The sequence below is a fragment of the Brevundimonas sp. genome (assembly GCF_047617075.1).
Lineage (GTDB): Bacteria > Pseudomonadota > Alphaproteobacteria > Caulobacterales > Caulobacteraceae > Brevundimonas.
On sequence record NZ_JBLGCI010000001.1, the window covers coordinates 24,757 to 51,626 of the forward strand.

The following is a 26,870-nucleotide window of genomic DNA, read 5'->3' on the forward strand; positions in this document are numbered from 1 at the left end:
AAATCCCTCGAGCGAGGGGACGGGCTTTGCGGCGCGTAGATAGCAGAAGGGACAGGATTGGAGAGGGCCATGGCGCTGCGTAGATTTCTGTCGGGTCTCGCCCTGGTGCTGGCGCTGTCGGTCAGCGCGCCGGCAATCGCGCACGAGGACCATGACAAGCAGGCTGCGGCCCGCGTCCAGGCCGCTGCCCCGGCCGGCGCCGTGCCGGAGGGGGGGATGATGGCCATGCCGGACATGGCCCAAGACATGGACCACGGCGCCATGATGGCAGACGAGAGTCCCAGGCCCATGCCCCAGCGTTTGTATCGCTGGTTCGGCGCCATGCATCCGGCGGCGGTGCATTTCCCTATCGCACTGTTCCTCGTCGCCGCCCTTCTCGAGATCGCTGCTCTGACGTTGCGTCGGCCGGTCCTGACCCAGGGCACCCGCGTCATCATCGCTCTGGCGGCGATCTCCTCGATCGTCGCGGTGGCGCTGGGGTGGTTCGCCATGGGGCTTCCCGGCAAGGACGACGCGACCCACGCCTATCACCGGTGGCTCGGCACCTCGATCGCCCTTCTGGGCCTGCTCTGCTGGTGGGCGAAGGAACACTGGGTCCGCCGACCGGGGCGCGGGCGTGAGATGATCTACATCGGCCTATTGACGCTCACCGCCGCCGCCGTGATGGTCAACGGCCTGCTGGGCGGGATGCTGACTCACGGCATGAGACATCTGATGTTCTGACGGTCCCCAAGGACGCTCGCCGTCCAGCCACATTGTTTTCGATCCACTTCGGCCGGACCAGGACGCTTTCGCGGCCGCGGCTAACCAGGAGCTTGATCCATGTCGTTTCGTTCAGCACTCGCCGGATCGGCGCTCGCCGCCATCCTCGCTACCTCTGCCCAGGCCCAGGCGCCCCACTCTCACGCCCCCGGCTCGACACACACTCCAGGCTCGGCACACGCCCCCGGTCATGCGCAAACCGCTGACGAGGCGCAGGTCCGAACCGTCGTCACCGCCTACAAGGACGCCATTATTCGGATGGACGTGTCACAGACCACGGCTCTGTTCTGGGAGGACTCGGCGATTTTCGAGAACGGCGGCGTCGAGGGGACGTTCGCCTATTATCTCGAGCACCATCTCGGACCCGAGTTCACCGATCTGGCGGGTTTCGAGTTTCGTAACCACGAGATGACTGTGGAGATCGACGGCGATACCGCATTCGTGAGCGAGACCTACACCTATCACATCACCTTCAAGGACACGGCGCGCGAACCGATCGAGCGCCGCGGCGTCGCCACAAGCGTCCTGCGCAAGCGGGGCGACGAGTGGAGGTTCGACATCTATCACTCTTCGGCTCGGCCCTTGCGTCGGGCGACTTGACGCCCAACCGGGTTACCCCGCCTCTCAATCACCAGAGTAACGAGCCAATGATAATGTCGCTTTCGCGCCGCTCTCTTCTGATCATTGGAGTCAGCGCCTCGGCAGCCGCAGCCTGCTCGCAAACCTTGCATCCTTCATCTGACCTCGCCGTCTACAAATCGCCCACCTGCGGCTGCTGCGGCGCGTGGGTTGAGCACATGACAGCGGCGGGCTTTCAGGCGCAAATCACCGAGGTGAGCGACCCTGGCACAGTTCGCGGCGCCGAAGGCGTTCCCGCGTCTGTAGCCTCCTGTCATACGGCCGTGATCGGGGGATATGTCCTGGAGGGCCATGTACCAGCCGAGGACGTGCGCCGGCTGCTTGCGGAGCGTCCCGACGCCCTGGGTCTGGCGGTGCCGGCGATGCCGCTGGGGTCTCCCGGCATGGAGACGCCCGACGGCCAGCGGGAGCCTTATGAAACCCTGCTGATCCTCAAGGGCGGCGGCACGCGCGTCTTCGCGCGTCACGGCTAGGCGGAGGCGCGGGCATGAAGGTTCTCAGGCTCTCCACCCAACTGCATAAATGGATCGCGCTCGTCGTCGGTCTTCAAGTGCTGTTCTGGGTCGGCGGCGGTCTGGTGATGACGGCCATCCCGATCGAGACGGTGCGCGGCGAGCATCGCGCGGCTGAACTCAACCCGGTGCCGCTGGAGCTCGGCGCCCTTCCGGCCCTCGGCGAGATCGCCCGCCGCGCGGGCGTCGCGCCGGTCCAGGCGGAGTTGCGCACAACGCCGCGGGGCCCGGCGTGGACCCTGACACCGGCGGCGGGCGAGCCGGTCATCGTGTCGGCTGCGACAGGTCGGCCGTTCGGACCGATGTCGACCGCCCAGGCCACGGGCTTCGCCAGGCGCGCTTACAGGGGCGAGGCGGGGGTGTCGGAAGCCGTGTTCCTGAACACCGCGCCCCAGGAGACCGGACAAACCGGGCCGTTGTGGCGGGTGGACTTCGCCGACCGCGAAAAGACCAGTTTCTACCTGTCGCCGGCGACCGGCGAGGTGGTGACACGCCGGTCGGGCGTCTGGCGGATCTTCGACTTCTTCTGGCGTCTCCATGTCATGGACTGGAACGATGGCGAGGATTTCAATCACCCCTTGATCATCATCACCACGGCGTTGACGCTGAGCATCGTCGTGTCAGGGTTCATCCTGTTGTGGATAAGGATTTCGCGGGACCTGAAGACGGCGCGCGCGTCCAGGGGATCCAAACGCTGAGTCTGTGCCTGTCTCGACGGCCTGGACCAATCAGTCGGGTGATTTGCGGCGGCCATGGAAGGGCCAGTCGATCACGCCAGAGCACCAGAGTGCCCACCAGACGATGATCGGCTGAAGCGCTAGCCGAGGGCCATGATACCACCAACCTGGGAAGGCGCTGGCCTCAGCGGCCGAGTCCATGGCGTGCTTGATGTTGGCCGGGAAGACGCAGATCGCATACGCGGCCAAGGCCAGTCCGGCCGCGCGACGCAGGCGCGGGACGTACAGGGCGCTCGCGCCCAGTATCTCCAGCAGGCCCGTGACGCGGATCACCGTTTGCGGCCAGACCACCCAGTCGGGTGTGATCGCCAGGAACGGTTCTGGCGCTGTCAGCTGGAGGATGCCTGCCATCACAAACGCGGCGGCCAGAAGGGCCTTGGCGATGGTTTTTGCCAGGGAACCGATATGTCGCCTCACAATACCGGGTGCAAAAGGACACGCCAGGACCCCGGGTCCGATGGACCGGCGGCGCACGACGGCTTCGAGAAACGTTTCTGGGTCTTCGTGCGGTTTCGAGGCTTCTTTGCACCCATTTCAGAACCTGACGGCTACATCGTCATGTCCATTGCAGAGACAGGCGCTAAGGTGCCCATAACCGCAACGAGCACGAGAAGCGCTAGGGCCAGCAGAGTTTCCATGATCAGGCTGCGCTTCAGACGTCCCACCGCGACCCGAAGATCCTCGGGATCATCGAGGACGCGGGCGAGATCCGGGGTTAGGTGGAAGCGATTTGCTGCGGCCAGGACCAGCATGAGCACGAAGATGACAAGCTTGCCCGTCAGCAGCAGGCCGTAGGGCGTGGTGAGAAGACCAGAGAGTCGGTCAGGTCCGATCAGGAACCAGCTGTTGACCAGGCCGCTCAGCACCAGGACGGCGACCGACGCGGTCCCCACGCCTGCGAAGCCGTGAAGCGCCTGGTGAAGGATCCGGTCAGCGGCTGGGGCGGGACGGTGGCGGACCGTCAGGATCAGCAGGGCCGCGAGCGCGCCGAGCCAGACTGCGGCCCCCCAGCTGTGCAGTATGGCCGCCGTCAGGTGAACGAGACCTCCCGGCCCCTCCGTGGCCGCGCCGTGCCCCGTCCAAGCGAAACTGGCGCTCACGACGAGCCCGGCCAAGGCGACGACGATCCAGACCGGTCGGGAAGGCTTGGCCAGCACAAGGAGGACCAGAGCGGCCGCAGCGACCAAGGCGCGGGCCAGGAAGGCCGGCCCTAGGCTCGTGCCGGTGATCATGAAACCCAGGGAAGCGGGTTTGAGACCCTCGGCGATCGAGCCCGCCATCACCGAAGTCTGGGCCCCGAGCGCTGCGGCCGAGCTCAGGGCGACAACGGCCGAGGCGGCGATCAGCAGCGGCCTCGGCCAACCGAGTGCCACCCCGTCCGACGCGCGCAGTCCATAGATGAGGAACAGCGGCGTTCCCAGAAGGACGACAGCGCCCCCGTACTGAGCGAGCCGGAGCAGAATGACCAGGCTGTCGAGCACGAAGGCTCAGCGCACGGTGAAGGCGATAACGCCGGTCATGCGGTGACCATCAGCCGACGCCGCGCGCCAGTTGAGATTGTAGGCGCCGGCGGCGAGCGGGCGGGCCGTCCGCCCTGAGATGGTCTTGCCGTCCTCGGAGACGGTGGTGGTCACGGCGAATTTGGCCCCCGCCGCGTTGACGACCTCAAGGCCCGAGAAGGCCGGGACCACGCGCTCGCTGAAGGTCACCGTGAGCGCCCGGGGAGAAGCGATGGTCGCGGTTGCCGCCGGCGTGGAGGAGACGACGCGGGCATGGGCCTCGGCCTGGGTGGCGACCAGCAGCAGAGCGCTGGCCGCGCCGACGAGGGAAAGGATCTTGCGAGGGGTCATTCTGGATACTCCGAAACCAAAGGGGTTCAACGATATATACGGGCGCCGGGGCTCAATCCCTCATCCGACCTTCGGCTGACGCAAACTCACCCCGGGTCGGCGCTGTCCGGAATGGGATGCGGTGCAAGGCAATCGGCACCCATTGGCCGCGCGAGGGCCTGACGCAGGCAAGATCGGTCGTTTGACTCCGCGTCGGCAGGGGTGGGATGGAAGGGCATGTGGAATATCGTTCGCACCGTTCTGTTCGCCTTGGCAGTGGCCGGCTTTATCGGGCAGTCGTCGGCGCACGCCACCCCGTTGCAGGTGTTCGCATCGACGGGTGGCATGGCGGAGATGGACTGCGCCCTAATGATGGTGATGGAGGACGAGTCTTCCGGCAAGGCGATGAGCCCCTGCGACGAGATGACGCCCGATTGCATCGCCAAGATGGGCTGCGCCGCCGTTGCGGCGCCCCTGCCGCCGGCGCCGACTGTCCAACGCCCGTCCGCGCGGCGGGGGATCAGGTTCGACGCCGTCGATGTCGTGCGAGAGGGCGCTGGCCCGCTTCCACACAAGAATCCGCCAAAACGGCTGTCGTAGAACGGCTTCCGCTGCTTGGGAGGCCGTGCGCGCCGTTACGCGGCGACCGCCGATCAATTTAGCTCGTGGCCGATATCCGCCCATACGGGGGGTACGACGGTTTCGAGGAATTTCATGACCATCCATGGTTCACTAGGAGAATGACGATGAAAATTTCCAACCTGCTGGCGGCCGCCGGCGCGATCCTGACGCTGAGCGCTGGCGCGGCTCTCGCCGCCGAAGCTTGCGAATGCTGCAAGGATATGGCGGCTGACGCCGAGATGAAATGCTGTGACGACATGAGACCGGCCCAAGAACCTACGGCGCCGTCGGCTGAACCGTCCGATGAGGCCTCAGCCACGCCGGAACCAGCGCCCCAAGGCTAGGCGAAGCGTTCCTCTGGAGCGAGTGTTCAGGCTTCCGGCGGCGAGGGCGTCGCCGCCGGAAACCTTCCGGACCTACCGTTTCAGCGGTCGCGGTTCTGATCTCTCTGCCGCACAGACCCATGTCCGGTGCCCGACGAATCCGCTCCAGATGCGCCGTCGCCCGGGTCCAGGCCCGCTCGATCAACCGGCCCTGCGCCTGCGGATCGGTGACCAGCGTGCGAATGACGGCGGAAGCGATCTTCACCCGATCGTCCACGGTTCGCCCGACCTGGACGCGAGCGGGAGCCGTTTCCTGCTGGCGCTCCTGGACCTCGCCGCCAGCTTGGCGGTCTCGCTGTCTCGGGCGGTATCCGGTAACGTCCATGCCGAGCGACTTGGCCTGGACCCAGACCTCTCGCCGGAACGACTCGTCCCCCGCGACCCGGATTTTCGACCAGCCCCGATGCTGGGCCACCTTGAGCATGTCGGCCACGGCGTCCGGATAGGCCTGCGAGGCGACCAGGGATCGCCCCTTGTCGCGAAACATCGGCTCCCTGGCCCTGTGGTCGCGGAAGAACCGCTCGGCGCGGCCCTGTCGGTCGCGCTCAACCAGATAGCGGTCAAGCACGGCGGCGGGCATGTCGCCCTTCGCCGTCGAGCGCGGGCGGTGCGCGCCAGGACCGGACGTCGGAGCAAGCCGGTTCTGATCGGGGCTCGGTTGTTGCTGGGTCGCCATCAGCGGTCGCGCGCCTCCACGAGGTCGGCGGCCGGTGGGGCGGCGGTGTCGATCATCCGATCGATCCAGTCGCCGAAGGCGCCCTCGGATGCGTCGACCGGCGGCGGAGCGAGCCCTTCGGCGGCGAGAGCCAGGGCAAGGCTGTCGAAGTCCAACTCGGGCTCCGCTAGCGACGACGGGGGCGGCGTCGCAGACCGAGGCGTGGGCGACACCACCGGAGCGGGCCGAAGGCGGTCCACGAACGCCCGTTCACGGTAATAGACGATCTTGCGGGCGCGGACCGGCGGCAGCCCGGCCTTCAGCACGATGAGCCTGTCAGCGTGCATCTGCATCAGTTCTTGCGGCAGCATCAGGGCGCGGCGCTGGTCGGAGTCCGTCAGGCTTCGCCGTCCCGCGGCGAGCCCGCTCGGCCGACTGCGGCTTCGAGCGCGATAGGTGTAATAGCCGAGCCGCTCGCTGAGGTCCTGGGCGACCTTCAGTTCCTTGGGCGCGAAGACGATCTCGAGGCCGCAGTTGGTCAGAATCTCTTCGGTGACATCGGGGCCGTAAAGCGCGCGGAGCTGAGCCGGGCTCTGGATCACCGGCAGCAGCCGCAGGCCGTAGCCGGCGGCCCAGGCGAAGGCGTGGGCCAGTACGGGCGCCGGACCCAATCGGGCGAACTCGTCCAGCAAAACCAGAACGGGCCGATCCGACGGGCCGGGCAGGGTTCGGCTGTTCAGATCGACGAGTTGCTGGAACAGCAGTCCATAGAGGGGCGCGACACGCAGCATATTGTCCGGCGATGCGCCGAGATAAAGCGATACGCGCCCTCGGCGCAGATCCCGCAGATCGAAATCGCTTGTACTGGTTGCGGCATCGACGGCTGGATTGAGCCAGAGGCCCATCCGGGTGGTGATCGTCTGGCGGATCGAGGCGAAGGTGTTTTCGCTGGAGGAGCAAAAGTCGCTCAACGCGGAGACGCAGCCGGGCGATAGCGGCGATCCCTCGTCGCGCCGACGTCGGATCAGCCCGGGGAAGCGCCCACGGGGATCGGCTTGAGTTAGTTGCCGGAACATCTCGCCCAGGGTGAACGGCAGCGTCGGCGTCTCGGCCACGAAGGCGCCGACGCCGATGAAGCCGGTCCGGGCCGCCTCCGACCAGAATGGGTCAGAGTGTTCGCTGCCGACGAACAGCATCGACGCCATGCGCTGAAGTTCGTCCACCACCGCGACGGAATCGGTCCGGTCGATGTGACCTAGCGGGTTGAAGCGTGCCGTCCGACCGTCTGCCGCCAACGGATCGAACAACAGGACCCGCTGGCCCGCCTCGGCGCGATAGCCGGCGGTCGCCGCGAAATTCTCACGTTTGATGTCCAACACGACCGTGGAGCCGGGCCAGGCGAGCAGGTTGGGGATGACGACCCCGACGCCCTTGCCGGTGCGCGTGGGCGCATAGAGCATGACATGGTCGGGACCGTCGGCGATCAGGAGGCCGTCGCCGGAGCGGCCGAGGATCAAGCCCTGGCGGGCGCGCAGGCCCGCGCGGCGTTGTTCCGAGGCCGACGCCCAGCGCGCGGCACCGTGCAAGGTACGTCGGCGGTTGAGCAGGGCGCCGGCCCCGATCATCAGGGCGGCCAGCGCCGTCGAGCCGGCGCCGATGGTCAACCAACGACGCACCTCTGGATCGTGCCGGTAATACCAAAACCAGGTGGGAATGCGGGCAGGGTCAATGTCTCCCGAGAACCGGCCAAGACCGATGAGCGCCACGGTCATCGCGCCGAACGCGATGAAGCCAAGGCCGATCAAGACGGTGGCGGCGACCAGCGCCGCTCTAGTCGCCGGACCGGCGCTTTCGAAGCGGGTCATGCCAGACCTCCGTGATCCGAAACCGGCCGTCGCTCTTCTTCATCTGCACGACCACATCGACCAGCAGATGGAGCAGGGCGCGGATGTCCTCGCGCGGCAGATCGCGTCCGCCCTCGGATTCCCGGACCAGCAGGGTGAGTTGTTCGAAGGCCAGGGCGGCGGAATCCGCGTGCACCGTGGTGATCGAACCGGGGTGGCCCGAGTTGACGTTACGCAGATACCGCCAAAGCGGCTCAATACGAAGATGTCCCGATACAGCGGCGGCATGGTAAGGATGATTTGCTTCAGCATCAGCTGTTCCGCCTGAGAAGCGGCCCCACTCTGCTCTTGACCAAAATCGCCCAATGCCTCGTGCTGTCGTTTCAGGCGCCGGCTCTCGTCACGAACCAGATTGAGCGCAATCCGCAGCAAGAAAGACTTGGGGTGTCGGATGTCCGCGCTCCGATAGGGCGCGGCCCGCAGATAAGTCTCTTGAACCACGTCGGCTGCCTGGTCGGCGCCCACGTGCGCCCTGAGCCGCCCATCGAGCCAGCCGGCATAGCGGCGATACAGGCCGTTTAGGCCCTCCGCTGCTTCCGGTTCCAGCTCTTTGGTATCGGTCAACGCACCTCTCCGACCTTCAGGGAAGGACGGGGAATCCGCAGACGAGATCAGACGGGTCGCCGCCGTGCGGACGCACGGGCTCTCTCCGTCGACAAGCGACAAGCGCGCGGGGCGCGCGTCGTTTGAGTTTGACTTCGCACAGGGGATTCCAAGCCCCTATCGGCGCGCACGCCGACACTAGAGCATGAATCAAACGGAATCCTGACGCAAGGCGGAGGGGTCGGGCGTTGGAATCCTCGCGAAACGAGGCCCGATACTTCGACGCGCAGCGCTGCCTCCGCCATGGGCGAACCCCGGCTCCAGCTCCGCGCCTATCTCACGGCGCCCGACCGGAGGGCTGTAGTCGCCGACGGCTGCGGGTTCAACCGTCCGACAAGGTTGGCAGGACCGCAAGAAACCTGCGGGAAAGCCGCAAAACATTGACGTTGCTCGCGCTTCGATCCGCCGTGTACGGATGGACCGAGTCAACCACTGGTGTAGCATGGAAGCTAATGCCGAAGACCCGGAACCCCAGCTGCCCCCGGCCTCGCTGAGCCCTCGCGAACAGGAGTGTCTGCAGTGGGTGTGTCGCGGGAAAAGCTCCGCAGACATTGGGACCATCCTCTCATTGTCGCCGCGCACGGTGGACAGCTACCTTGAGAAAGTCTGCTCCAAGCTGAAGGTTCGAACGCGAATTGAGGCTGTCGCGTCGGCTGTTCGACAAGGTTTGATCGAAGCACGATGATGAGGGAAGGGGGCGGGCCAGGAACTTCTGTGATGAAGCCCGGCGTTTCGACCCTGGTCGCCGTCGACGCTAAGCGTCCCCTGACTCAAGACCAGCGCCTACCCGTTCCGGAACCCGCCATTCACGAGTCTAAATGAGGGCGGATGACAAGGCTAGGCGCGCGGTGACGCCGGATGCGGACCGGAATGAGGATCGGATGTCGAGGCTCGAAGACCGCTGTCGGCCCATTGGCAAAGGTCGTCGAGATCGTAGACCACGCGTCCGCCGAGCTTTCGATACACGGGCCCCGTGCCGTAGGTTCTGTGCTTCTCGAGCGTTCGGCTTGAGAGGCCCAGATATTCCCCTGCTTGCGGGGTGCGTAGAAATCGCTGACCGACCCGTGCGCTCACGGCGAACCTCCGTCTCAGTTCGGACCATCATCCCCCGAACAGCAGGCGGACGCGACCCGAGGGATTCGCACCGTGAAAAGGCGGGGCGGTTTCCTCCATCACGAAGAAGTCACTCGTTCTTAAAAGCCGTGAACGTCAGCCGAAAGCACCGTTCTAAATACCGTTCTAAACGGCCAAGCTAGAACGGAAGGGCACCTCCGGAGAGGTTTAACTTGCTGTTTTTATTGGGAAACGATGGTGGGTGATGTAGGGTTCGAACCTACGACCCGCTGATTAAGAGTCAGCTGCTCTACCAACTGAGCTAATCACCCGAACCATCGTACGCCTCGCCGGACATGTCCTGCGAAGGGCGGACCACCTACTAGGTCGCGAATGCTTTCGCAAGGCTTTTGCGTCGGTCATGATGACGAACGGGAACGGAGGGCGTGATGGCCAGGCGGGATGTGAGCGGGGCGGTGGATTTTTCGGTGCTGGAGCGGACCACCGGCGGCGACGACGGGGTGTCCGAGGAGGTGCTGGCCCTGTTCGCGGAACAGGCGGCTATCTGGGCTCCGATGCTTCAGGCCGGGACCGACGGCTGGCGCGACGCGGCCCATACCCTGCGCGGCGCGGCGGCGGGCATCGGGGCGGGCGACCTGGCCCGCGCCTGCGCCGAAGCGGAGGCCGGAGACGGCGTCGGGCTGGACCGGGTGCAAAACGAACTGGACCGGGCCCTGGCCGATGTGGCGGCGTGGCGGCACGAGTTGATGCTGAGGTCGCTGAAGGGCTGATCGCGCCGGGGCCCTTGTCATCCCGGCCGGAGCTCAGCGGAGAGCCGCTCCTTTTGTCATCCCGGCCGGAGCGCAGCGGAGAGCCGCTCCTTTTGTCATCCCGGCCGGAGCGCAGCGGAGAGCCGGGACGGGCGGGCTGCGGGATTGGTCGCCGAAAATGGGGAATTCCGGGCGCGTTCGGGGCGAGGCGCCCCGACAGGTTCCGTGTGTTGCGGTCAGGGGCGGCGGCCATAAGCTGACGGTTCCAGTGACGGCGAGGGGCGCGGGATGATCAGTTCGGCGGTGAAGAGCCTGGCGGCGCTCGTGGCCTCTCTCGGCTTGACGGCCTGCATCACCCAAAGCGACGGGGTTCTGGCGCCGGATACGCGGGGCGTGGTGATCCATGCCGGAACGGGTCAGCCGGTGGAGGGCGCTCAGGTGCGCCATGCCGGCCTTGCCGATGCGCCGACGGTGGTTACGGGGGCGGACGGCGGCTTCATCCTGGAGGGCCGCAACGAGAGGCGGCTGATCCTCACCCATCCGCTGGGCGGCGGGGTGTTTCGCGATGCGCGACAGGTGCGGGTCTCGGCGGCGGGTCTGGCGGACGGCTACGCCACCGCCGGCTTCGTCAACAACTGGTCGGGGCCGGGCCCGACCCTGTACGCCGTGCCGGTGCTGATGTTTCCGGCCGACGCCGCTGAAACGCCGCTGCACGCCCTGATGCGCGACTGCATCCAGCGGCCCGACCAGCATCACGCGGTGCATGTGGCCGCCTATATGGAGCGCCTTGATCGCGACAGCCCGCCGGACTGGATGGACGCCGACGCCGTGGACGGGCTGATCGAACATCTGGATCGCGTGCTGCCCTTTTCGGGCTTTGACGCCTGTGCGCAGGGGGCGGCGGCCAGGACCCTGTTCCTGTCCCAGAGGGCGGCGCTGGAGGCGCTTCAAACGCCCCGGACCATCGTGATGCCGCGCCCGGAGTGATCGGGAGGGTTTCCGGGGGCTGTGGCGGGGCGCCCCGCTACCCCGCCGCGAACGGATAGGGACTCACCGACTTGGCCCAGTCGTCGACGGTGAGGGGGCGGCCCTGGGGCGGTTCGGCGCGTTGGGGGCAGGGGTGTCGGTCGCACAGGCGGCAGGCGGGGCCGATGCCGGTGACCTCGGGGGCGTCGAGATTGAGGCCGCGGGCGTGGATCAGGCGGTGGGCGTGCTTGAGCTCGCAGCCCAGACCCACGGCCAGGTCGTGGTCGTGGGTCCCTTGTCGCGGCACCGTGCGGGCCAGGGTGAACCAGCGCTGGCCGTCGGGGGTCTCCACGATCTGGGTCAGGACCCGGCCGGGGGAGCCGAAGGCGTCGTGCAGGCGCCAGCGGGGGCAGCCGCCGCCGAAGCGGGCGAAGGGGAAGGCGGACGAGGCGTAGCGCTTGGACACATTGCCCGCCCGGTCCACGCGGATGAAGAAGAAGGGCACGCCGCGCGCCGTGGGCCGCGACAGGGTGGTCAGCCGGTGGGCCGCCTGTTCGAACGAGACGCCGAAGCGGGCGCACAGGCGGTCCATGTCATAGCCGCTCTGTTCGGCCAAGGCCTGGAAGGCGCCGTAGGGCATCAGGACGGCGGCGGCCAGGGTGTTGGCCAGGGAGACCTTGAGCAGGCGCGCCGAGGCGGCGTCCGGCGGGGCGGCCTGATCCACCAGGGCCTGAAGCTCGCCGCCGTGCTCCATCAGGCCCAGCTGATAGGCCAGGGCGAAGGCGCGCGAGGCGGGGGACAGCACCTCGGAGACCAGCAGCCGCTTGCGGTGCGGGTCGAAGCGGCGGGTCCATTCCACCATCACCTCGGCGGGCATGACGCGCACGCCCATGTCGTGGCGGGCCTTCAGCCGCTCGCGGATAAGGGCCTCGGGCCCGGCGGTCTGAAGCGTCGCGGGGTCGGGCGCCAGATCATGGCTGAGCGCCTCGCCCATCAGGTCCAGTTCGGGGAAGTGGTTGCGGCGGGCCTGAATGTGGTCGCGGACCCAGTCGGCGGGGCCGGCGGTCTCGGCGGCCGGGGCGGCGGGGCGGCCCTGCGAGAGGGCGCGGTACAGGCGCACCACCGCGTCGGCGGCGCCGGGCAGATCCTCGGCCAGCTGCAGGATCTCGTGGCGCGGGATGGGGATGCCCTGGAACAGGGGGTCGGCGAAGACCTCGGCCAGCGCCGCCTCGCCGCCGGGACCGGTCTGGCCGCCGAAGGCCCGCAGGTCCACGTCATAGGTTTCCGCCAACCGCAGCAGGAGCTGAGCCGAGACGGGGCGCTGGTTGCGCTCGATGTGGTTCAGATAGCTGGGCGAGACCCCCAGATCCGCGGCCATGGCCGTCTGCGACAGGGCGAGTTCGCGCCGCAGCCGCTTGAGGCGTCCGCCCAGAAACAGTTTGCGGTCGGCGTCGTCGCTCATTCGGTCATGATGTCATGAAGTGACTGGATAATGCTAGTCACGATGTGACCAATAAGCGCGAAAGGCGGGTGTGTGGCTGTTACAATCCGGGCGGCAGCGTGTTTTCTGGCCAGCGACGCGGCGATGCAGCCGCAAGATCGGTTGTCGGAGACACATCATGACCACTTTCGCGGAACTGGTTCCGGGCGCCCCCGAGGGACGGTTCGACGGGATCGAGCGTCCCTATGGCCCCGAGGAGGTGCTGCGCCTGCGCGGCTCCTTCCCCATCCAGCACACCCTGGCCGAGCGCGGCGCCAACCGCCTGTGGGAGCTGCTGCATACCGAGCCCTTCATCAATGCGCTGGGGGCCGTGACCGGCAACCAGGCCATGCAGATGGTCCGCGCGGGGCTGAAGGCCATCTATCTGTCCGGCTGGCAGGTGGCGGCGGACGCCAACACCGCCTCGGCCATGTATCCGGACCAGTCGCTGTATCCGGCCAATGCGGCGCCGGAGCTGTGCCGCCGCATCAACCGCACCCTGCAGCGCGCCGACCAGATCGAGCACGGCGAGGGCGGGGCGAAGCGGGACTGGTTCGCCCCCATCGTGGCGGATGCGGAGGCCGGCTTCGGCGGGCCGCTGAACAGCTTCGAGATCATGAAGGCCTTCATCGAGGCGGGCGCCGCGGGCGTGCACTTCGAGGACCAGCTGGCCTCCGAGAAGAAGTGCGGCCATCTGGGCGGCAAGGTGCTGATCCCCACCCAGGCCCACGAGCGCAACCTGATCGCCGCCCGTCTGGCCGCCGACGTCATGGGGGTTCCGACCCTGACCGTGGCGCGCACCGACGCGGAGAGCGCCCAGCTGATCACCTCGGACGTGGACGAACGGGACCACCCCTTCATCGACCGCGAGAACCGCACGCCGGAGGGCTTCTATCGCCTGAAGGCCGGGACGGGTCTGGACCACTGCATCGCGCGCGGTCTGGCCTATGCGAAATACGCCGACCTCTTGTGGTGGGAGACCTCGCATCCGGATCTGGACGATGCGAAGCGGTTCGCCGAGGCGGTTCAGAAGGAACATCCCGGCAAGCTGATGGCCTACAATTGCTCGCCCTCGTTCAACTGGGAAGCCAAGCTGGACAAGGCGACCATCGCCAAATTTCAGCGCGAGCTGGGGGCCATGGGCTACAAGTTCCAGTTCGTGACCCTGGCCGGGTTCCACAGCCTGAACAACGGCATGTTTGAGCTGGCCCAGGGTTATCGCGACCGGGGCATGGCGGCCTATTCCGAGCTGCAGCAGCGCGAGTTCGCCAACGAGGCCGCTGGCTACACCGCCACCCGGCACCAGCGTGAGGTGGGCACCGGCTATTTCGATCAGGTGGCCATGACCATCTCGTCGGGGAACTCGTCCACCACCGCCCTGAAGGATTCCACCGAGACCGCCCAGTTCGTGGCGGCGGAATAAGGAGCACCATCATGACCGAGATCAGAAGCGCCGACGCCATCATCGACTTCTGCCTGGCGCCGCTGGCGCTGGACGGGAAGAGCGCCGCCGAGCGGGAGGTGCGTCACCGCATGGCCCATGTCATCAAGACCTATCAGGCGCGCATCCCCCAGCCGGTGGCCGTGGACTTCAACGCCATGCCGCCGCTGGTCATCAACGAGGCCGCGCACGGATATGAGTAGCGTCTCCTTCTCCCGATGGGAGAAGGGGGACCCGCGCACCTGAGCGTAGCAGAAGGTTCTGCGCGCGGGGGATGAGGGTCGGGTGGTCCGGCTGGGAAACACCGGACCCTCACCCTGCGCGCAAAGGAGCGGACTGCTTCGCATTCCGCTGCGCGCAGCCCTCTCCCACCGGGAGAGGGGACGCCGAGGCTGAAGAAAGAGATACGACATGCCGCTGGACACCCTGACCGACCCCGCCATCCGCGTCACCGGCCCCGTCGAGGGCCGCGCGGGCGAGATCCTGACGCCGGAAGCGCTGTCCTTCGTGGCCGATCTGCACCGGCGTTTCGACGCCCGGCGGCTGGCGCTGCTGGCCGAGCGGGACGCGCGGCAGACGCGGTTCGACGTGGGCGAGACGCCGGACTTCCGGGCGGACACCGCCCATATCCGTCAGGGCGACTGGCGGGTCGGGCCGATCCCGGCGGAACTGCTGGACCGGCGGGTGGAGATCACGGGCCCGGTGGACCGCAAGATGGTCATCAACGCCCTGAACTCCGGGGCGAAGGTCTTCATGGCCGACTTCGAAGACGCCACCAGCCCCACCTGGACCAATCAGGTGGAGGGGCAGGTCAATCTGAAGGACCTGTGGGCGGGAACCCTGTCGTTCGATGATCCGAAGACCGGCAAGGCTTACCGGTTGAAGGACAAGCGCGCGGTGCTGAAGGTTCGCCCGCGCGGCTGGCACCTGCCGGAGCGGCACATGACCGTGGACGGCAAGCCTGTGTCGGGCGCCCTGTTCGACTTCGGCCTGTACGCCTTCCACAACGCCAAGGCGGCGATGAATGCGAGATCAGGCCTGTGGTTCTACCTGCCCAAGCTGGAGACCATGGAGGAGGCGGCCCTGTGGGACGAGGTGTTCCGCGCGGCGCAGGACGGGCTGGAGATACCGCACGGGACCTTCAAGGCCACCATCCTGATCGAGACCATCACCGCGGCCTTCGAGATGGAAGAGATCCTGCACGCCATGAAGGACCACATCGTCGGTCTGAACTGCGGCCGCTGGGACTACATCTTCTCGACCATCAAGCGGCTGGGCGGCAACCCTGACTTCCTGACGCCGGACCGCTCGGCCATGGTCATGGGCGATGCGTTCCTGAACGCCTATTCCCTGAAGCTGATCGATGCGTGCCACCGGCGCGGCGCCTTCGCCATGGGCGGCATGGCGGCCCAGATTCCGGTCAAGAATGACGAGGCCGCCAACACCGCCGCCTTCGCCAAGGTCAAGGCGGACAAGGAGCGGGAGGCGTCCAACGGCCACGACGGCACCTGGGTGGCGCACCCCGATCTGGTCCCCGTGGCCATGGAGGTGTTCGACCGTTTGATGCCCGGCTCAAACCAGCTGGAGCGGCCTCTGTCGGGTCAGGAGATCGGCCGCGAGCGTCTGCTGGAGATCCATCAGGGACCGCGCACCGAGGCGGGTCTGCGCGAGAACATCCGCGTGGGGATTCTGTACACCGAGGCTTGGCTGGGCGGACGCGGCGCGGTGCCCCTGTTCAACCTGATGGAGGACGCCGCCACCGCCGAAATCAGCCGCACCCAGGTGTGGCAGTGGCGCAAGCTGGCCGCCCATCTGGACGACGGCCGGGTGGTGGACGAGGCGCTGGTGCGGGCCCTGATCGAGGACGAGATCCGGCGCATGCCGAAGGATCTGTCCCATCTGGAAGAGGCGGTGCGCCTGTTCACTGACCTGTGCCTGGCCGAGACCTGCGAGGAATTTCTGACGCTGCCGGCCTACGAGCGGCTGGATTAGGTCGGGCCTGTCAGCGGGTCGCGCCGGGCCTCCACAGCACATCCTCGGCGCCGTTGACGTTGGCGCGGCGGCTGGCGACGAACAGCAGGTCGGACAGGCGGTTCAGGTAGATCACCGCCTCGGGGGTGACGGTCTGGCCGGACTCCACCAGGCGCACGGCCTCGCGCTCGGCGCGGCGGCAGACGGTGCGGGCCAGGTGCAGGTGGGTCGACAGGGGCGACCCGCCGGGCAGAATGAAGCTGTCCAGCGGTTTCAGGGCTTCGTTGATCTCGTCGATCTCGGATTCCAGCCGCTCCACCTGGGACGCCACAATGCGCAGGGCCTCCCACTGGGGCGGCGGGTCGTGGGGCGTGGCCAAGTCTGCGCCCAGGTCGAACAGCTCGTTCTGGACGCGGGCCAGCTTGGCGTCGATGCGGTCATGCTGGGCGGTGTGCAGGCGGCACAGGCCGATGACGGCGTTCAGTTCGTCCACCGCGCCGTAGGCCTCGACCCGCAGGTCGGACTTGGATGTGGGCGCGCCGTTGGCCAGGCGGGTGGCGCCGTCGTCGCCGGTCTTCGTGTAGATCTTGTTCAGCACCACCATGGGCGGATCAGCCTCCGTTCTGGGTCTTCCACCACATGCCCGCCACCAGCAGGATTACGGCCACGGCCTGAAGCGCCACGCGCAGGCGCATCAGCTTGTTGGAATGGGACCGGGCGAAGTCGCCGCCGCGGTACAGCGAATAGATGCCCATGAGCAGGGTAACGGCCACCGCGCCGATGGCCAGCAGGATCAGGATGTCGAACAGGTTTGCCATGACCTGCGTTCTACGCCCCGACGTAGCCGCGCGCTAGCGACGCGACGCCGCGGAGGCCTGACGCACCGCCTCGAACTCGTCGCCCTCGGTCCATTCGGGCCAGACGTCGGAGTTGGCCAGCTCGGCGCCCACATCGAACAGCAACTGAACATTGGCGGCGGCGGCGTCCATGGTCCAGCTCTCGTCCCACTCGTCGGACGGCTGGTGATAGCGGTTCTGCACATAGTCGCGGCTGGCCTCGTTGTGGCCGGTGAAGTCCGCCGCCGCGAACAGGGCGGGCACGCCCCGGCGCGCCAGGGGGAAGTGGTCCGAGCGGTAGAAGGCGCCGGCGTGGGGCGCCGGGTCCGGGATCACCGTGCGGCCCGCCGCCTCCACATGGCGCTCCAGAATGGCGTCCAGCTGGCTCTTGCCCGGGCCGATGATGACGACCTGCGGGTCGATCTCGTCGCCGGGCAGGAAGGAGTCCATGTTGATGTTGGCCACCGTGGTCTCCAGCGGCGCCAGCGGATTGACCGCATAGTACTCGGCGCCCAGAAGGCCCGGCTCTTCCGCCGCCCAGGCCATGAAGATCACCGAGCGTTCCGGCTCGGGGCCTTCCGCGAACAGGCGGGCCAGCTCCAGCAGGGCGGCCAGGCCGGTCCCGTTGTCCACCGCCCCGTTGTAGATGTCGTCTCCGTCCGCATCGGGGGTGGCGCGGCCGAAGGCGTCCCAGTGGGCGCCGTAGATGACCGTCTCGTCCGGGCGGTCGGCGCCGTCCACGCGGGCCACCACGTTCTGCGTTTCGATGCGGTCCACGGTCTGGCCGAAGTCCACCGACAGGGTGACGCCGTCCAGCTCCACCGGCTGGAAGTCGCGCTGCTGGGCGGCGGCCTTCAGCGTATCGAAGTCCAGACCGGCCTGTTCCAGCAGGGCCTCGGCCTGTTCACGCTGGATCCAGCCCTGGAAGGGGGCGCGATCGGCGTTCGGGTCTTCGCGCACGATGTCGAGCTTGGGCGCCGGGGCGGAGTTCTGCAGTACGCTCCAGCCATAGCCGGCGCCGGAATCCTCGTGGATCACCAGCACCCCGGCCGCGCCCTGACGGGCCGCTTCCTGGAATTTGTAGACCCAGCGGCCATAGAAGGTCATGGCGTTCCCGTCGAACAGGCCCGCCGTGGGGTGGTCCTCCGGAACCTCGAAGTCCGGATCGTTGACCAGAACCACCATGATCTTGCCGGTCAGGTCCACGCCCTTGAAGTCGTCCCAGTCGCGCTCGGGCGCGCTGACGCCGTAGCCGACGAACACCAGCGGGGCGTCGGTGACGGTGATGCGGGTTTCGGGGCGGTCGCTGCTGACCAGAATGTCGGGGCCGCGCTCCAGCGTGCGGGTCCAGCCGTCGGCGGCGGCGGTGATGGTGGCGGGGCCGTCCTGGGTCGTGCGGCTGAGGGGCACGGTCTGGACCCACTGGCCGTCGGGGCCGCCGGGCTGCAGGCCCAGGGCCTGAAACTGCTCCACCAGATAGTCGACCGTAGGCTGTTCGCCGGGTCCGGCGGGGCCGCGCCCCTCGAACTCGTCCGAGGCCAGCACCCGGACGTAATCGTTCATGCGATCCGCATCGACGGCGATTTCGGGGCCGTCCGAAGACTGGGCGCAGGCGGCCAGAATGGCGGCGGACAGTGCGGGAATGAGGGCGCGGCGCAGGGACATGGGGTTCTCGGGCTCGGTCAGGGATCGCCCCAAGGCTGCCCGGCGAGACGGGCGAAGTCGACCCCGGCGGCCGAATTCAGCCCAGCCAGTCCGCCGCGCCGAGGCCCGCCGCGCGGCCGGTGGCGAAACAGGCCTGCAGCAGATAGCCGCCGGTGGGCGCCTCCCAGTCCAGCATCTCGCCGGCTGCGAACACGCCGGGCAGGGCGGTCAGCATCAGGCGGTCGTCCACCGCATCCCAGGCGATCCCGCCCGCGCTGGAGATGGCGCGCTCCAGCCCCTGCACCCCGGTCAGGGTCAGGGGCGCGGCCTTGATGCGGGCGGCCAGGGCGGCCGGGTCGGTCGGCGGGGCGTCGCCGGTTTCACGCAGCAGGCCGATGGCGACGGGGGGCAGGCCGGCGGCCTTTCTCAGATGGTTGGACAGGGACTGGGACCCGCGCGGGCGCGCCAGCCGGTCAGTGAGGGCCGCGAGGGCCAGGTCCGGCTTCAGGTCGAGGGTCAGGACGGCGCGGCCGTCGCGCTGGACAGCATCGCGCAAGGGGGCGGACAGGGCGTAGATCGCCCCGCCCTCGATGCCGTAGGCCGCGATCATGGCGTCGCCGCGCACGGTTCGGCCGTCGAAGGTGAAGGCGGCCCCTTTCAGCGGCTGACCGGCGAAGCGCGCGATGAAGGCCGGACTCCAGTCAGCCAGAAAGCCGCTGTTGGCGGGGCGAAAGGGGGCGACCGGGACGCCCCGCGCGCTCAGCCATTCGGCCCATTCGCCGGTCGATCCCAGCCGCGGCCAGCTGGCGCCGCCGAGGGCCAGCACCACGGCGTCGGCCGTCTCGGCGCGCTCTCCGTCCGGCCCGGCGACGATCAGGCGCCGCTGGTCATCCCAGCCGCGCCAATGCTGGCGAGTGCGGACCTCCACGCCCTGATCCGCCAGCCGCGTCAGCCATGCGCGCAGCAGGGGTGAGGCCTTCATGGCGCGGGGAAATATGCGGCCGCTGGTTCCGGTGAACACCGGCTGGCCCAGACCCTCGGCCCAGGCGGTCAGGGCGGCGGGCGGAAAGGCGTCGATAAAAGGCGCGAGGCGATCAGCGGTCTCGCCATAGCGGCCCAGAAACGGCGCGATCGGCTCCGAATGGGTCAGGTTCAACCCGCCGCGCCCGGCCATCAGAAACTTGCGCGCGACCGAGGGCATGCGCTCCAGCACGGTGACGCCGTGGCCGCGCTGGGCAAGGGTCTCCGCGGCCATTAGGCCGGCCGGCCCCGCGCCGATGATGGTGACCCGCGCCACGGCTCAGAAGGGGAAGAACAGCGGAATGGTCAGCCCGCCCACCGCCCAGGTGATCAGGTTCATGGGCAGGCCCACCCGCACGAAGTCCATGTAGCTGTAATTGCCCAGCTGATAGACGATGACGTTGGTCTGGTAGCCGAACGGCGTGGCGAAGGCGGCGCTGGCGGCCATCATAACGGCCACGATGAAGGGCCGGGCGTCGACGCCCAGGCTGTCGGCCAGGGCCACCGCCAGCGGCGTCAGCAGCACCGCCACCGCCGCATTTGACAGCACCTCGGTGGTCAGCAGCACGAAGCCGTACAGCAGGAACAGGGCGCCCCACGGCCCCAGCGGCTGGATCAGGCCGATCAGGCCGCCGGTGATGGCCGAGGCCAGGCCCGTCACCTCGAACGACAGGCCCACCACCACCATGCCCGCGATCAGCAGCAGCACCTCGGGGCGCAGGCCCCGGTAGGCCTCGTCGGCGTTGATGGTGCCCAGCAGCACCAGCAGCACCGCCCCGGCGAAGGCCGAGGCGGCGATGGGCGCCCAACCCATGGCCGCCACGATGACCACCCCGGCGAACACCCCGGCCGACACCAGGGCGCGGGAGAGGTCCAGCGGACGGTGCTTGGCGAACAGCTCGGCGTCGCCGACGAAGCCGACCCCGGAATCCGCCGCGTCCTGATCCGCCGCGCCGCGTTCGTCGTCGGCGTGTTTGGCCAGGGTCCGGCCGCCCAGCAGGAACAGATAGGCCGCCCCCGCCGCCCCGATGATCAGGGCCACGGAGGTGATCTCGAAGATACCGAAGGCGGGCTGACCGGCGTTCCTGGCCATATCGTTGACCAGCAGGTTGGTGGAGGTGCCGATCAGGGTGCAGGCCCCACCCATGATGGTCAGATAGGACAGGGGAATCAGATAGCGCTTGGGCGAATGCCCAAGGGACTGGGCCATGTCCCGCACCACCGGCGCGGCCAGCACCACGATGGGCGTATTGTTCAGAAACGCGGACCCGGCCCCGCACAGGGCCATGGTCAGCCACACGCCCAGTACGCCGATCCGCCGGCACAGGATGATGGCGCGCTGGATCAGCCAGTCCAGCAGGCCCGACAACTCGATGGCGTAGGCGATGACGAACAGGCTGGCCAGGGCGATGATGGCCGGGCTGGCGAAGGCGCCCTGCACCTCCACCGGGCGAATCACGCCCGTGGCCAGCAGCGCCGCCGCCCCCGTCAGGGCCACTACATCGGAGCGCACCTTGCCATGAATCAGGGCGGCCACCACGGCCGCCAGAATCACCAGTGCGAGCATTTGATCGAAGGTCATGGGATCAGGACACAGACCCGAGGCCCTGCGTCAACACTCCGTTGCGTGATCTGACTGTCGCAGCGCAAAGTCTGTGCTAGGGTTCGTTCATGTCTAGCTCTCCGTCTAATCCGAACCGCCTGCGGCTGATCCTGGCGGCCGTGGTGTTCGTGATGATCCTGGGCGCCGTGGGCGTCATGCTGCTGCGCGGCGATCCCACCCCCGAAGAGCCGGAACCGGCGGTCGAGCCGGAGGTCGTTGAGCCGGTGCAGACCCCGACCATTCCCCTGCCGCCGCCCGCCCTGACACGGGCCGAACTGCTGGACATGGTCGATCAGGCCACCGCCGCCTATGCGGCCGGGGAGCCGGCGCCCGAGGGCGAGGCCGACTTGGCCGGGCGCAATTTCCGCATTCGCATTCCCTTCGGCTGTTTCGGACCGCGTCAGGCGGGATCGGACGCCTGGGCCTGGTGGGAATACGCCGACGAGGGCGCGACCATCCGCCTGTCGGCCACGCCCGAGAACTGGACCGAGACCGGCTTCGTGGCCCAGCTGGGCGGCGGACCCTATGACGCGGTGGAGGGCTTCTGGATTCCGCGCCCGTGGATGACCGGCGACGGCTGTCCGCCGATCCGCGTCGATCCGCTGGGCGGCGCCCCGGCCGCCTCGCCCCAGACCGTGGGTCTGGCCGCCTTCTTCGAGGCCGACAGCTCGCGGGTGAACCAGCGCGGCGACCGGCCCTGGCAGGCCGCCATCCGCGCGGAGGAAGGCGAGACGCTGGAACGCCCCACAGGCTTCCACCTGATCATCGAGGGGCGTCTGGGCGCCTTCTCCGACGGCCGCCCCGTGCGCTGCCAGAGCGCCGGTCCCGATCAGCGCCCCCTGTGCGTCATCCGCATCCGCCGCGAGTATGTGGCCTTCGCCCCCATCGGCTCTGACGAGATCATTCAGGAGTGGCGCAGCTGACGGTGGAACCCGTCCGTGCGCTGACCCTTTCTCTGACATGACCCTGATGACGCACCCCATGCGAGGGCGGCCATGAGCGTGGCCTTCACCCGCGAGGAGGATCTGGAGGCCACGGCCGCCGATCTTCCCGATCGCCCCGTCTCCGCCCATCCCAATCTGGTGACGCCGGACGGGCTGGCCATGATCGAGGCCGAACTGGCCTCCGCCCGCACGGCCTATGCCGCGGCCCAGGCGAAGGGCGACATCGAGGCGGACCGCACCGCCATGGCGCGGGCCACGCGCGACCTGCGCTACTGGTCCGCCCGGCGTGGCAACGCCCAGCTGGTGGAGACGGCCCCGGACGGCGCCGTGCGCTTCGGCGGTTCGGTGACCATCGAGCGCGAGGACGGCCGCACCCAGACCTGGCGCATTACTGGCGAGGATGAGGCCGACCCGGCGAAGGGATCGGTGTCGCACGTGTCGCCGCTGGCGCGCGCCCTCATGGGCAAGCGGGTCGGCGACAGCGCCGTCGTGGCGGGGCAAGACGTGGAAATCACCGCCGTCGACTGAGGGCGACATCGGATTCTCGCGTCGACGTTAGCCGATGGCCGCCTAGCCCTTGTCGCTCCAGACGGTCTTGTAGAGGTCGAAGCGGCGGTCGCGCAGGTTGCGCACAGTGCCCTGGGCCTTGGCCCAGGCCAGGTCGGACAGGTCCAGGTCGGCCACGGTGACCGTCTCGACATTCTCGGACGCCTCGGCGGCGATGCCGTCGCGGGCGAAGGGGAAGTCGCACGGGGTCAGGATGCAGGACTGGGCGTACTGGATGTCCATGTTCTCGACGTTGGGCAGATTGCCCACATTGCCGGACAGGGTGACGTAGCACTGGTTCTCGATGGCCCGGGCCTGGGAGCAATAGCGCACCCGCAGATAGCCCTGACGGTTGTCGGTGCAGAACGGCACGAACAACAGGCGCGCGCCCTCGTCCACCAGCCGGCGGGCCAGTTCGGGGAACTCGGAATCGTAGCAGATCAGCACCCCGATCGGGCCGCAGTCCGTCGGGATTGCGTGGACCATGTCGCCGCCCTTGATGTTCCACCAGTGCCGTTCGTTGGGCGTGGGGTGGATCTTCTCCTGCTCGTGCACCGAGCCGTCACGCAGGAAGACATAGGCGACATTCTGGATCTCGCCGTCGTCGGTCCGGGTGGGGTGCGAGCCGCCGATGATGTTGATGTTGTAGCTGATGGCCAGCTTGGACATTTCCTCCACGAAGCGCGGCGTGTAGCGGGTCAGCGCCTCGATGGATTCGGCCGGATTCAGCTTCTTCTCCTCAAGCGCCAGCAGCTGGAGGGTGAACAGCTCGGGGAACACAACGAAGTCCGAGCGATAGTCCGCCGTCACATCGACGAAATATTCCACATTGTGCATGAACTCCTCGAAAGAGGAGACCTTGCGGGCCTGGAACTGCACCGTCGCCACGCGCACGTTTTCCTTGGAGGCGAACACCGCCCCCTTGGCGCCGCGCTCCTCGGGGTAATAGGGATTGCGCCAGATCATGTGGGTGGCGTGACCCATGGACTGGCGGTCGGCGGGCAGATAGTCCTTCAGCACCCCTATGGGCTCGAAGCCGGCCCTCAGGTGGAAGGCCACCACCGGGTCCTTGGCCTTTCGCGCCGTGACGGCGTCCAGATATTCCTCTGGCGAGGGATAGGTCTTTTTCCTGCGATCCAGGCCCGGCATGCGTCCACCGAAGACGATGCCTTTCAGTTCCAGATGCTCGCAAAGCTCGCGCCGCGCGTCATACAGGCGCTGACCGATGCGCAGGCGGCGCGCGTCCGGATCGACGCACACCTCCATACCGTACAGCCACTCGCCATTGGGATCATGGCGCGAGGCGTAGCCGCCGCCGGTGATCTCGTCCCAGGTGTGGGCCTGCATGGCTGTCTTTTCGTCGATCAGGAAGCCGGCGGCGTAGCCCACCAGGTCGCCCTCGTATTCGACGATGAACTGGCCCTCGCGGAAAGTCGCCACCTGCCCCTGCAGCATGCCGCGCGTGTAGCCGCTGTTGCCGTAGACTTTCTGGACCAGGTCATAGATGCGGGGCACGTCCTTCAGCGTCGGATTACGGATTTCGATGAGGGCGGTGCGGGCGGTCTTGGTCATGGGACTCCAGATGGTCGGCGTTATGTTCTGGCCAGCTTAACCGTTCAGCGGCGGGTTGGATGCATGCCCCCCTCCCTTTGCGGCCACACAGCGCCTATGTGTGCGCCATGACAGACCTCTCTCCCCGCGAAATCGTCTCCGAACTCGACCGCTTCATCGTGGGCCAGCACGACGCCAAGCGCGCCGTGGCCGTGGCCTTGCGCAACCGCTGGCGGCGCAAGCGCGCGCCCGAGGACATCCGCGACGAGATCACCCCCAAGAACATCCTGATGATCGGCCCCACGGGCGTGGGCAAGACCGAGATCGCCCGGCGCCTGGCCCGGCTGGCCGGCTCGCCGTTCCTGAAGGTTGAGGCCACCAAATTCACCGAGGTGGGCTATGTGGGCCGCGACGTGGACCAGATCATGCGCGATCTGGTGGAGGCGGCGCTGGTGATGGTGCGCGAGGATCGCCGCACGGGCGTGAAGGCCAAGGCCGAAGCCGCCGCCGAGGATCGCATCCTGGACGCCCTGGTCGGGCCGGGCTCGCAGCCGACCACCCGCGACGCCTTCAAGAAGAAGCTGCGCGCCGGCGAGATGGACGACAAGGAGATCGAGCTGGCGCTGGCCGACACCGCCTCGCCGTTCCAGAACATCGACCTGCCCGGCGGGGCGGGCATGGGCGTGCTCAACCTGTCGGAAATGCTGGGCAAGATGGGCGGCGGCAAGACCAAATCGGTCAAGCTGAAGGTGCGCGACGCCTGGGCGCCCTTGATCACCGAGGAGAGCGACAAGCTGCTGGATCAGGACAGCCTGACCCGCGAGGCGGTGATGCTGGCCGAGAACGAGGGCATCGTCTTTCTGGACGAGATCGACAAGGTTGCGGCCAAGTCCGACCGCTCGGGCGCCGACGTCAGCCGCGAGGGGGTGCAGCGCGACCTGCTGCCCCTGATCGAGGGCACCACCGTTTCAACCAAGTACGGGCCGGTGAAGACCGACCATGTGCTGTTCATCGCCTCGGGGGCGTTCCACGTGGCCAAGCCCAGCGATCTGCTGCCCGAGCTGCAGGGCCGCCTGCCGATCCGGGTCGAGCTGAAGGCCCTGACCCGTGATGACTTCAAGCGCATCCTGACCGAGCCCGAGGCCAATCTGATCCGTCAGAATCAGGCCCTGCTGGCGGCCGAGGAGGTGACCCTTGTCTTCACCGATGACGCCGTCGAGGCCATGGCCGACGCGGCGGTGGCCGCCAATGGCGCGGTGGAGAACATCGGCGCGCGGCGTCTGGTGACCGTGATCGAGCGGGTGCTTGAGGAAACCAGCTTCAAGGCGTCGGACCTGTCGGGCCAGACCCTGACCTTTGACGGCGACATGGTGCGCGAAAAGGTCGGCGATCTGGCGAAGAACGCCGACCTCAGCCGTTTCATTCTCTGATCGTCAGACGCTCGCGGGTTCGATCTCGTAGGTGGTCGAGCAGTACTCGCAGGTGACGCGGATCTTGCCGTCATCCTCGACCATTTCGGCGCGCTGATCCTCGGGGAACGAGCGCAGCATGCCGGTGACGCGCTCGGGCGAGCAGCGGCACACGGCGGCCAGGGCCTGCGGATCCTCCAGACGCACGCCGTCCTCGTGGAACAGGCGGAACAGCAGGGTTTCCGGCGTGATGGTGGGGTCCACCAGCTCATCGTCGCCCAGGGTGGCGAACAGGGCGCGGGTGCGGTCCCACACCTCTTCCGTGGAGCCGCGCGTCTCGTCGCCGGCGATCAGCTGGATCATGGCCCCGCCCGCGCGCCATTGCTCGCCCGCATCGGTAGTGACGCGGCCGACGGCCAGATTGACCCGAGTGGGCACCTGTTCGGACTGGGCGAAATAGGTCTCGGCGCACAGGGCCAGGGTCTCGCCCTCGATGGGGGTGACGCCCTGATGCCGGTCACGGTCCGACCCCTGATCCAGCGTCATGATGAAGACGCCTTCGCCCAGCAACGACTTGGCCCCGGGCCGCGCGAAGCCCTTTGACGCTTCCGCCACCTCGTCGGGGTCGAACCGGCAATAGCCGCGCAGGGTTCCGGCCGTGTCGTAGTCGGCGACCACATAGCGCACGGGGCCATCCCCTTGCGCCTGCACGATCAGGCGGCCCTGGAACTTCAGGGCGGAGCCCACCAGGGCGGCCAGGGCGCAGGCTTCGCCCAGCAGGGCGGCCACGGGCTCGGGATAGTCGTGGGCGGACAGAATGGCGTCCACGGCCGGGCCCATGCGGACCAGGCGGCCGCGCACGGGCCAACCCTCGATCTGGAAGGCGGCGGCCAGATCGTCGTCAGGCGTATGAATGGGCGCGGCGTCGCTCAAGGCGCATATCCTCTGGTTTGTCGGGCGGACGCGGTCAGATAGTGTCTATCATCGCCCA

General features: G+C 67.8%; 29 protein-coding genes, 1 tRNA gene and 1 pseudogene. 14 read left to right on the forward strand and 17 right to left on the reverse strand.

Annotated elements, in window-relative coordinates:
* Positions 1-69: 69 nt before the first annotated feature.
* The 4 genes from ACI8U3_RS00135 to ACI8U3_RS00150 all read left to right on the forward strand — a co-directional run bounded on the left by ACI8U3_RS00135 (position 70) and on the right by ACI8U3_RS00150 (position 2,611).
* Positions 70-723 (forward strand): DUF2231 domain-containing protein, encoded by a 654-nt coding sequence (locus ACI8U3_RS00135; protein WP_196839252.1) that lies wholly within the window; start codon positions 70-72, stop codon positions 721-723.
* Between the two features lie 99 nt (positions 724-822).
* Positions 823-1,362: a YybH family protein gene (locus ACI8U3_RS00140; RefSeq protein ID WP_045318783.1), complete on the forward strand. Its 540-nt coding sequence runs from the start codon at positions 823-825 to the stop codon at positions 1,360-1,362.
* A gap of 197 nt (positions 1,363-1,559) precedes the next feature.
* Positions 1,560-1,874, forward strand: a complete 315-nt coding sequence (locus ACI8U3_RS00145; RefSeq protein WP_021696585.1) for a DUF411 domain-containing protein — start codon at positions 1,560-1,562, stop codon at positions 1,872-1,874.
* Positions 1,875-1,888: 14 nt separating this feature from the next.
* On the forward strand, positions 1,889-2,611 hold the full coding sequence (locus ACI8U3_RS00150; RefSeq protein ID WP_196839255.1) for a PepSY domain-containing protein: 723 nt from the start codon (positions 1,889-1,891) through the stop codon (positions 2,609-2,611).
* A 30-nt stretch (positions 2,612-2,641) separates the two neighbouring features.
* On the opposite strand, the gene ACI8U3_RS00155 is transcribed toward ACI8U3_RS00150, so the two are convergent.
* The 3 genes from ACI8U3_RS00155 to copC form a co-directional block, all read right to left on the reverse strand.
* Entirely contained in the window at positions 2,642-3,124 is a 483-nt protein-coding gene (locus ACI8U3_RS00155) for a DoxX family protein (RefSeq protein WP_415012842.1), read from the reverse strand.
* Positions 3,125-3,198: 74 nt separating this feature from the next.
* Positions 3,199-4,131: a copper homeostasis membrane protein CopD gene (gene copD / locus ACI8U3_RS00160; RefSeq protein ID WP_021696582.1), complete on the reverse strand. Its 933-nt coding sequence runs from the start codon at positions 4,129-4,131 to the stop codon at positions 3,199-3,201.
* 6 nt (positions 4,132-4,137) lie between these two features.
* On the reverse strand, positions 4,138-4,500 hold the full coding sequence (copC, locus tag ACI8U3_RS00165; RefSeq protein ID WP_415012843.1) for a copper homeostasis periplasmic binding protein CopC: 363 nt from the start codon (positions 4,498-4,500) through the stop codon (positions 4,138-4,140).
* 216 nt (positions 4,501-4,716) lie between these two features.
* On the opposite strand from copC, the gene ACI8U3_RS00170 reads away from it, so the two are divergent.
* Entirely contained in the window at positions 4,717-5,079 is a 363-nt protein-coding gene (locus tag ACI8U3_RS00170; RefSeq protein ID WP_045318780.1) for a hypothetical protein, read from the forward strand.
* Positions 5,080-5,376: 297 nt separating this feature from the next.
* Here the strand turns inward: ACI8U3_RS00170 and ACI8U3_RS00175 are convergent, their stop codons facing one another.
* The 4 genes and pseudogenes from ACI8U3_RS00175 to ACI8U3_RS00190 form a co-directional block, all read right to left on the reverse strand.
* Positions 5,377-6,063, reverse strand: a complete 687-nt coding sequence (locus tag ACI8U3_RS00175) for an LPD7 domain-containing protein (RefSeq protein WP_415012844.1) — start codon at positions 6,061-6,063, stop codon at positions 5,377-5,379.
* 95 nt (positions 6,064-6,158) lie between these two features.
* Entirely contained in the window at positions 6,159-8,003 is a 1,845-nt protein-coding gene (locus ACI8U3_RS00180) for a type IV secretory system conjugative DNA transfer family protein (RefSeq protein WP_415012845.1), read from the reverse strand.
* Positions 7,969-8,349 (reverse strand): ATPase, T2SS/T4P/T4SS family, encoded by a 381-nt coding sequence (locus ACI8U3_RS00185; RefSeq protein WP_415013173.1) that lies wholly within the window; start codon positions 8,347-8,349, stop codon positions 7,969-7,971. The genes ACI8U3_RS00180 and ACI8U3_RS00185 overlap by 35 nt, the downstream gene beginning before the upstream one ends.
* A 71-nt stretch (positions 8,350-8,420) precedes the next feature.
* Positions 8,421-8,507: pseudogene (locus tag ACI8U3_RS00190) on the reverse strand (RNA polymerase sigma factor); the annotation flags it as partial.
* Positions 8,508-9,087: 580 nt separating this feature from the next.
* On the opposite strand from ACI8U3_RS00190, the gene ACI8U3_RS00195 reads away from it, so the two are divergent.
* Positions 9,088-9,330 (forward strand): helix-turn-helix domain-containing protein, encoded by a 243-nt coding sequence (locus tag ACI8U3_RS00195; protein WP_415012846.1) that lies wholly within the window; start codon positions 9,088-9,090, stop codon positions 9,328-9,330.
* A gap of 152 nt (positions 9,331-9,482) precedes the next feature.
* On the opposite strand, the gene ACI8U3_RS00200 is transcribed toward ACI8U3_RS00195, so the two are convergent.
* A complete protein-coding gene (locus tag ACI8U3_RS00200; RefSeq protein WP_081703410.1) occupies positions 9,483-9,719 on the reverse strand; it encodes a helix-turn-helix transcriptional regulator in 237 nt (78 codons plus the stop codon).
* 235 nt (positions 9,720-9,954) lie between these two features.
* A tRNA-Lys gene (locus tag ACI8U3_RS00205) sits at positions 9,955-10,030 on the reverse strand.
* Between the two features lie 117 nt (positions 10,031-10,147).
* On the opposite strand from ACI8U3_RS00205, the gene ACI8U3_RS00210 reads away from it, so the two are divergent.
* Together ACI8U3_RS00210 and ACI8U3_RS00215 are read left to right on the forward strand one after the other, a co-directional pair.
* Entirely contained in the window at positions 10,148-10,489 is a 342-nt protein-coding gene (locus ACI8U3_RS00210) for an Hpt domain-containing protein (RefSeq protein WP_415012847.1), read from the forward strand.
* Positions 10,490-10,756: 267 nt separating this feature from the next.
* Positions 10,757-11,455, forward strand: a complete 699-nt coding sequence (locus ACI8U3_RS00215) for a hypothetical protein (protein ID WP_415012848.1) — start codon at positions 10,757-10,759, stop codon at positions 11,453-11,455.
* Between the two features lie 37 nt (positions 11,456-11,492).
* Here the strand turns inward: ACI8U3_RS00215 and ACI8U3_RS00220 are convergent, their stop codons facing one another.
* Positions 11,493-12,896 carry a helix-turn-helix domain-containing protein gene (locus tag ACI8U3_RS00220; RefSeq protein WP_415012849.1) on the reverse strand — a complete coding sequence of 468 codons (1,404 nt, stop codon included), beginning with the start codon at positions 12,894-12,896 and terminating at the stop codon, positions 11,493-11,495.
* 157 nt (positions 12,897-13,053) lie between these two features.
* Here ACI8U3_RS00220 and aceA point away from each other — a divergent pair, with 157 nt between their 5' ends.
* The 3 genes from aceA (at position 13,054) to aceB (ending at position 16,347) form a co-directional block, all read left to right on the forward strand.
* Positions 13,054-14,337 (forward strand): isocitrate lyase, encoded by a 1,284-nt coding sequence (aceA, locus tag ACI8U3_RS00225; protein WP_415012850.1) that lies wholly within the window; start codon positions 13,054-13,056, stop codon positions 14,335-14,337.
* Between the two features lie 11 nt (positions 14,338-14,348).
* Positions 14,349-14,558 carry a hypothetical protein gene (locus tag ACI8U3_RS00230; RefSeq protein ID WP_415012851.1) on the forward strand — a complete coding sequence of 70 codons (210 nt, stop codon included), beginning with the start codon at positions 14,349-14,351 and terminating at the stop codon, positions 14,556-14,558.
* Positions 14,559-14,766: 208 nt separating this feature from the next.
* Positions 14,767-16,347 (forward strand): malate synthase A, encoded by a 1,581-nt coding sequence (aceB, locus tag ACI8U3_RS00235; RefSeq protein WP_415012852.1) that lies wholly within the window; start codon positions 14,767-14,769, stop codon positions 16,345-16,347.
* 10 nt (positions 16,348-16,357) lie between these two features.
* Here the strand turns inward: aceB and ACI8U3_RS00240 are convergent, their stop codons facing one another.
* From ACI8U3_RS00240 to ACI8U3_RS00260, 5 genes are all read right to left on the reverse strand, one after another.
* A complete protein-coding gene (locus ACI8U3_RS00240) occupies positions 16,358-16,930 on the reverse strand; it encodes a cob(I)yrinic acid a,c-diamide adenosyltransferase (RefSeq protein ID WP_415012853.1) in 573 nt (190 codons plus the stop codon).
* Between the two features lie 7 nt (positions 16,931-16,937).
* Complete coding sequence (locus ACI8U3_RS00245) at positions 16,938-17,144, reverse strand: twin transmembrane helix small protein (RefSeq protein WP_415012854.1); 207 nt, start codon at positions 17,142-17,144, stop codon at positions 16,938-16,940.
* A gap of 33 nt (positions 17,145-17,177) precedes the next feature.
* Positions 17,178-18,827: a M28 family metallopeptidase gene (locus ACI8U3_RS00250; protein ID WP_415012855.1), complete on the reverse strand. Its 1,650-nt coding sequence runs from the start codon at positions 18,825-18,827 to the stop codon at positions 17,178-17,180.
* A 76-nt stretch (positions 18,828-18,903) separates the two neighbouring features.
* Positions 18,904-20,103, reverse strand: coding sequence for an NAD(P)/FAD-dependent oxidoreductase (locus ACI8U3_RS00255; protein WP_415012856.1), 1,200 nt, complete (start codon positions 20,101-20,103; stop codon positions 18,904-18,906).
* A 3-nt stretch (positions 20,104-20,106) separates the two neighbouring features.
* A complete protein-coding gene (locus tag ACI8U3_RS00260; protein ID WP_415012857.1) occupies positions 20,107-21,408 on the reverse strand; it encodes an SLC13 family permease in 1,302 nt (433 codons plus the stop codon).
* 89 nt (positions 21,409-21,497) lie between these two features.
* Between ACI8U3_RS00260 and ACI8U3_RS00265 the strand changes: the two genes are divergently transcribed.
* Together ACI8U3_RS00265 and greA are read left to right on the forward strand one after the other, a co-directional pair.
* A complete protein-coding gene (locus tag ACI8U3_RS00265; protein ID WP_415012858.1) occupies positions 21,498-22,352 on the forward strand; it encodes a hypothetical protein in 855 nt (284 codons plus the stop codon).
* A 72-nt stretch (positions 22,353-22,424) separates the two neighbouring features.
* Complete coding sequence (gene greA / locus ACI8U3_RS00270; protein WP_415012859.1) at positions 22,425-22,901, forward strand: transcription elongation factor GreA; 477 nt, start codon at positions 22,425-22,427, stop codon at positions 22,899-22,901.
* 42 nt (positions 22,902-22,943) lie between these two features.
* Here greA and ACI8U3_RS00275 read toward each other — a convergent pair whose 3' ends face one another.
* Entirely contained in the window at positions 22,944-24,491 is a 1,548-nt protein-coding gene (locus tag ACI8U3_RS00275) for a GNAT family N-acetyltransferase (protein WP_415012860.1), read from the reverse strand.
* 107 nt (positions 24,492-24,598) lie between these two features.
* Between ACI8U3_RS00275 and hslU the strand changes: the two genes are divergently transcribed.
* A complete protein-coding gene (gene hslU / locus ACI8U3_RS00280; RefSeq protein WP_415012861.1) occupies positions 24,599-25,900 on the forward strand; it encodes an ATP-dependent protease ATPase subunit HslU in 1,302 nt (433 codons plus the stop codon).
* Between the two features lie 3 nt (positions 25,901-25,903).
* On the opposite strand, the gene ACI8U3_RS00285 is transcribed toward hslU, so the two are convergent.
* The gene (locus ACI8U3_RS00285) at positions 25,904-26,812 is read right to left on the reverse strand and encodes an Hsp33 family molecular chaperone (RefSeq protein ID WP_415012862.1); all 909 of its coding nucleotides are present in this window, start codon (positions 26,810-26,812) and stop codon (positions 25,904-25,906) included.
* Positions 26,813-26,870 lie beyond the last annotated feature (58 nt).

Excerpts from the sequence above, each read along its gene's own strand:
- ACI8U3_RS00135 (WP_196839252.1), top strand. The coding sequence starts at position 70 with ATGGCGCTGCGTAGATTTCTGTCGGGTCTCGCCCTGGTGCTGGCGCTG.
- ACI8U3_RS00140 (WP_045318783.1), top strand. The coding sequence starts at position 823 with ATGTCGTTTCGTTCAGCACTCGCCGGATCGGCGCTCGCCGCCATCCTC.
- ACI8U3_RS00145 (WP_021696585.1), top strand. The coding sequence starts at position 1,560 with ATGACAGCGGCGGGCTTTCAGGCGCAAATCACCGAGGTGAGCGACCCT.
- ACI8U3_RS00150 (WP_196839255.1), top strand. The coding sequence starts at position 1,889 with ATGAAGGTTCTCAGGCTCTCCACCCAACTGCATAAATGGATCGCGCTC.
- copC (WP_415012843.1), bottom strand. The coding sequence starts at position 4,500 with ATGACCCCTCGCAAGATCCTTTCCCTCGTCGGCGCGGCCAGCGCTCTG.
- ACI8U3_RS00170 (WP_045318780.1), top strand. The coding sequence starts at position 4,717 with ATGTGGAATATCGTTCGCACCGTTCTGTTCGCCTTGGCAGTGGCCGGC.
- ACI8U3_RS00175 (WP_415012844.1), bottom strand. The coding sequence starts at position 6,063 with ATGCCCGCCGCCGTGCTTGACCGCTATCTGGTTGAGCGCGACCGACAG.
- ACI8U3_RS00180 (WP_415012845.1), bottom strand. The coding sequence starts at position 8,003 with ATGACCCGCTTCGAAAGCGCCGGTCCGGCGACTAGAGCGGCGCTGGTC.
- ACI8U3_RS00195 (WP_415012846.1), top strand. The coding sequence starts at position 9,088 with ATGGAAGCTAATGCCGAAGACCCGGAACCCCAGCTGCCCCCGGCCTCG.
- ACI8U3_RS00210 (WP_415012847.1), top strand. The coding sequence starts at position 10,148 with ATGGCCAGGCGGGATGTGAGCGGGGCGGTGGATTTTTCGGTGCTGGAG.
- ACI8U3_RS00215 (WP_415012848.1), top strand. The coding sequence starts at position 10,757 with ATGATCAGTTCGGCGGTGAAGAGCCTGGCGGCGCTCGTGGCCTCTCTC.
- ACI8U3_RS00220 (WP_415012849.1), bottom strand. The coding sequence starts at position 12,896 with ATGAGCGACGACGCCGACCGCAAACTGTTTCTGGGCGGACGCCTCAAG.
- aceA (WP_415012850.1), top strand. The coding sequence starts at position 13,054 with ATGACCACTTTCGCGGAACTGGTTCCGGGCGCCCCCGAGGGACGGTTC.
- ACI8U3_RS00230 (WP_415012851.1), top strand. The coding sequence starts at position 14,349 with ATGACCGAGATCAGAAGCGCCGACGCCATCATCGACTTCTGCCTGGCG.
- aceB (WP_415012852.1), top strand. The coding sequence starts at position 14,767 with ATGCCGCTGGACACCCTGACCGACCCCGCCATCCGCGTCACCGGCCCC.
- ACI8U3_RS00240 (WP_415012853.1), bottom strand. The coding sequence starts at position 16,930 with ATGGTGGTGCTGAACAAGATCTACACGAAGACCGGCGACGACGGCGCC.
- ACI8U3_RS00245 (WP_415012854.1), bottom strand. The coding sequence starts at position 17,144 with ATGGCAAACCTGTTCGACATCCTGATCCTGCTGGCCATCGGCGCGGTG.
- ACI8U3_RS00250 (WP_415012855.1), bottom strand. The coding sequence starts at position 18,827 with ATGTCCCTGCGCCGCGCCCTCATTCCCGCACTGTCCGCCGCCATTCTG.
- ACI8U3_RS00260 (WP_415012857.1), bottom strand. The coding sequence starts at position 21,408 with ATGACCTTCGATCAAATGCTCGCACTGGTGATTCTGGCGGCCGTGGTG.
- ACI8U3_RS00265 (WP_415012858.1), top strand. The coding sequence starts at position 21,498 with ATGTCTAGCTCTCCGTCTAATCCGAACCGCCTGCGGCTGATCCTGGCG.
- greA (WP_415012859.1), top strand. The coding sequence starts at position 22,425 with ATGAGCGTGGCCTTCACCCGCGAGGAGGATCTGGAGGCCACGGCCGCC.
- ACI8U3_RS00275 (WP_415012860.1), bottom strand. The coding sequence starts at position 24,491 with ATGACCAAGACCGCCCGCACCGCCCTCATCGAAATCCGTAATCCGACG.
- hslU (WP_415012861.1), top strand. The coding sequence starts at position 24,599 with ATGACAGACCTCTCTCCCCGCGAAATCGTCTCCGAACTCGACCGCTTC.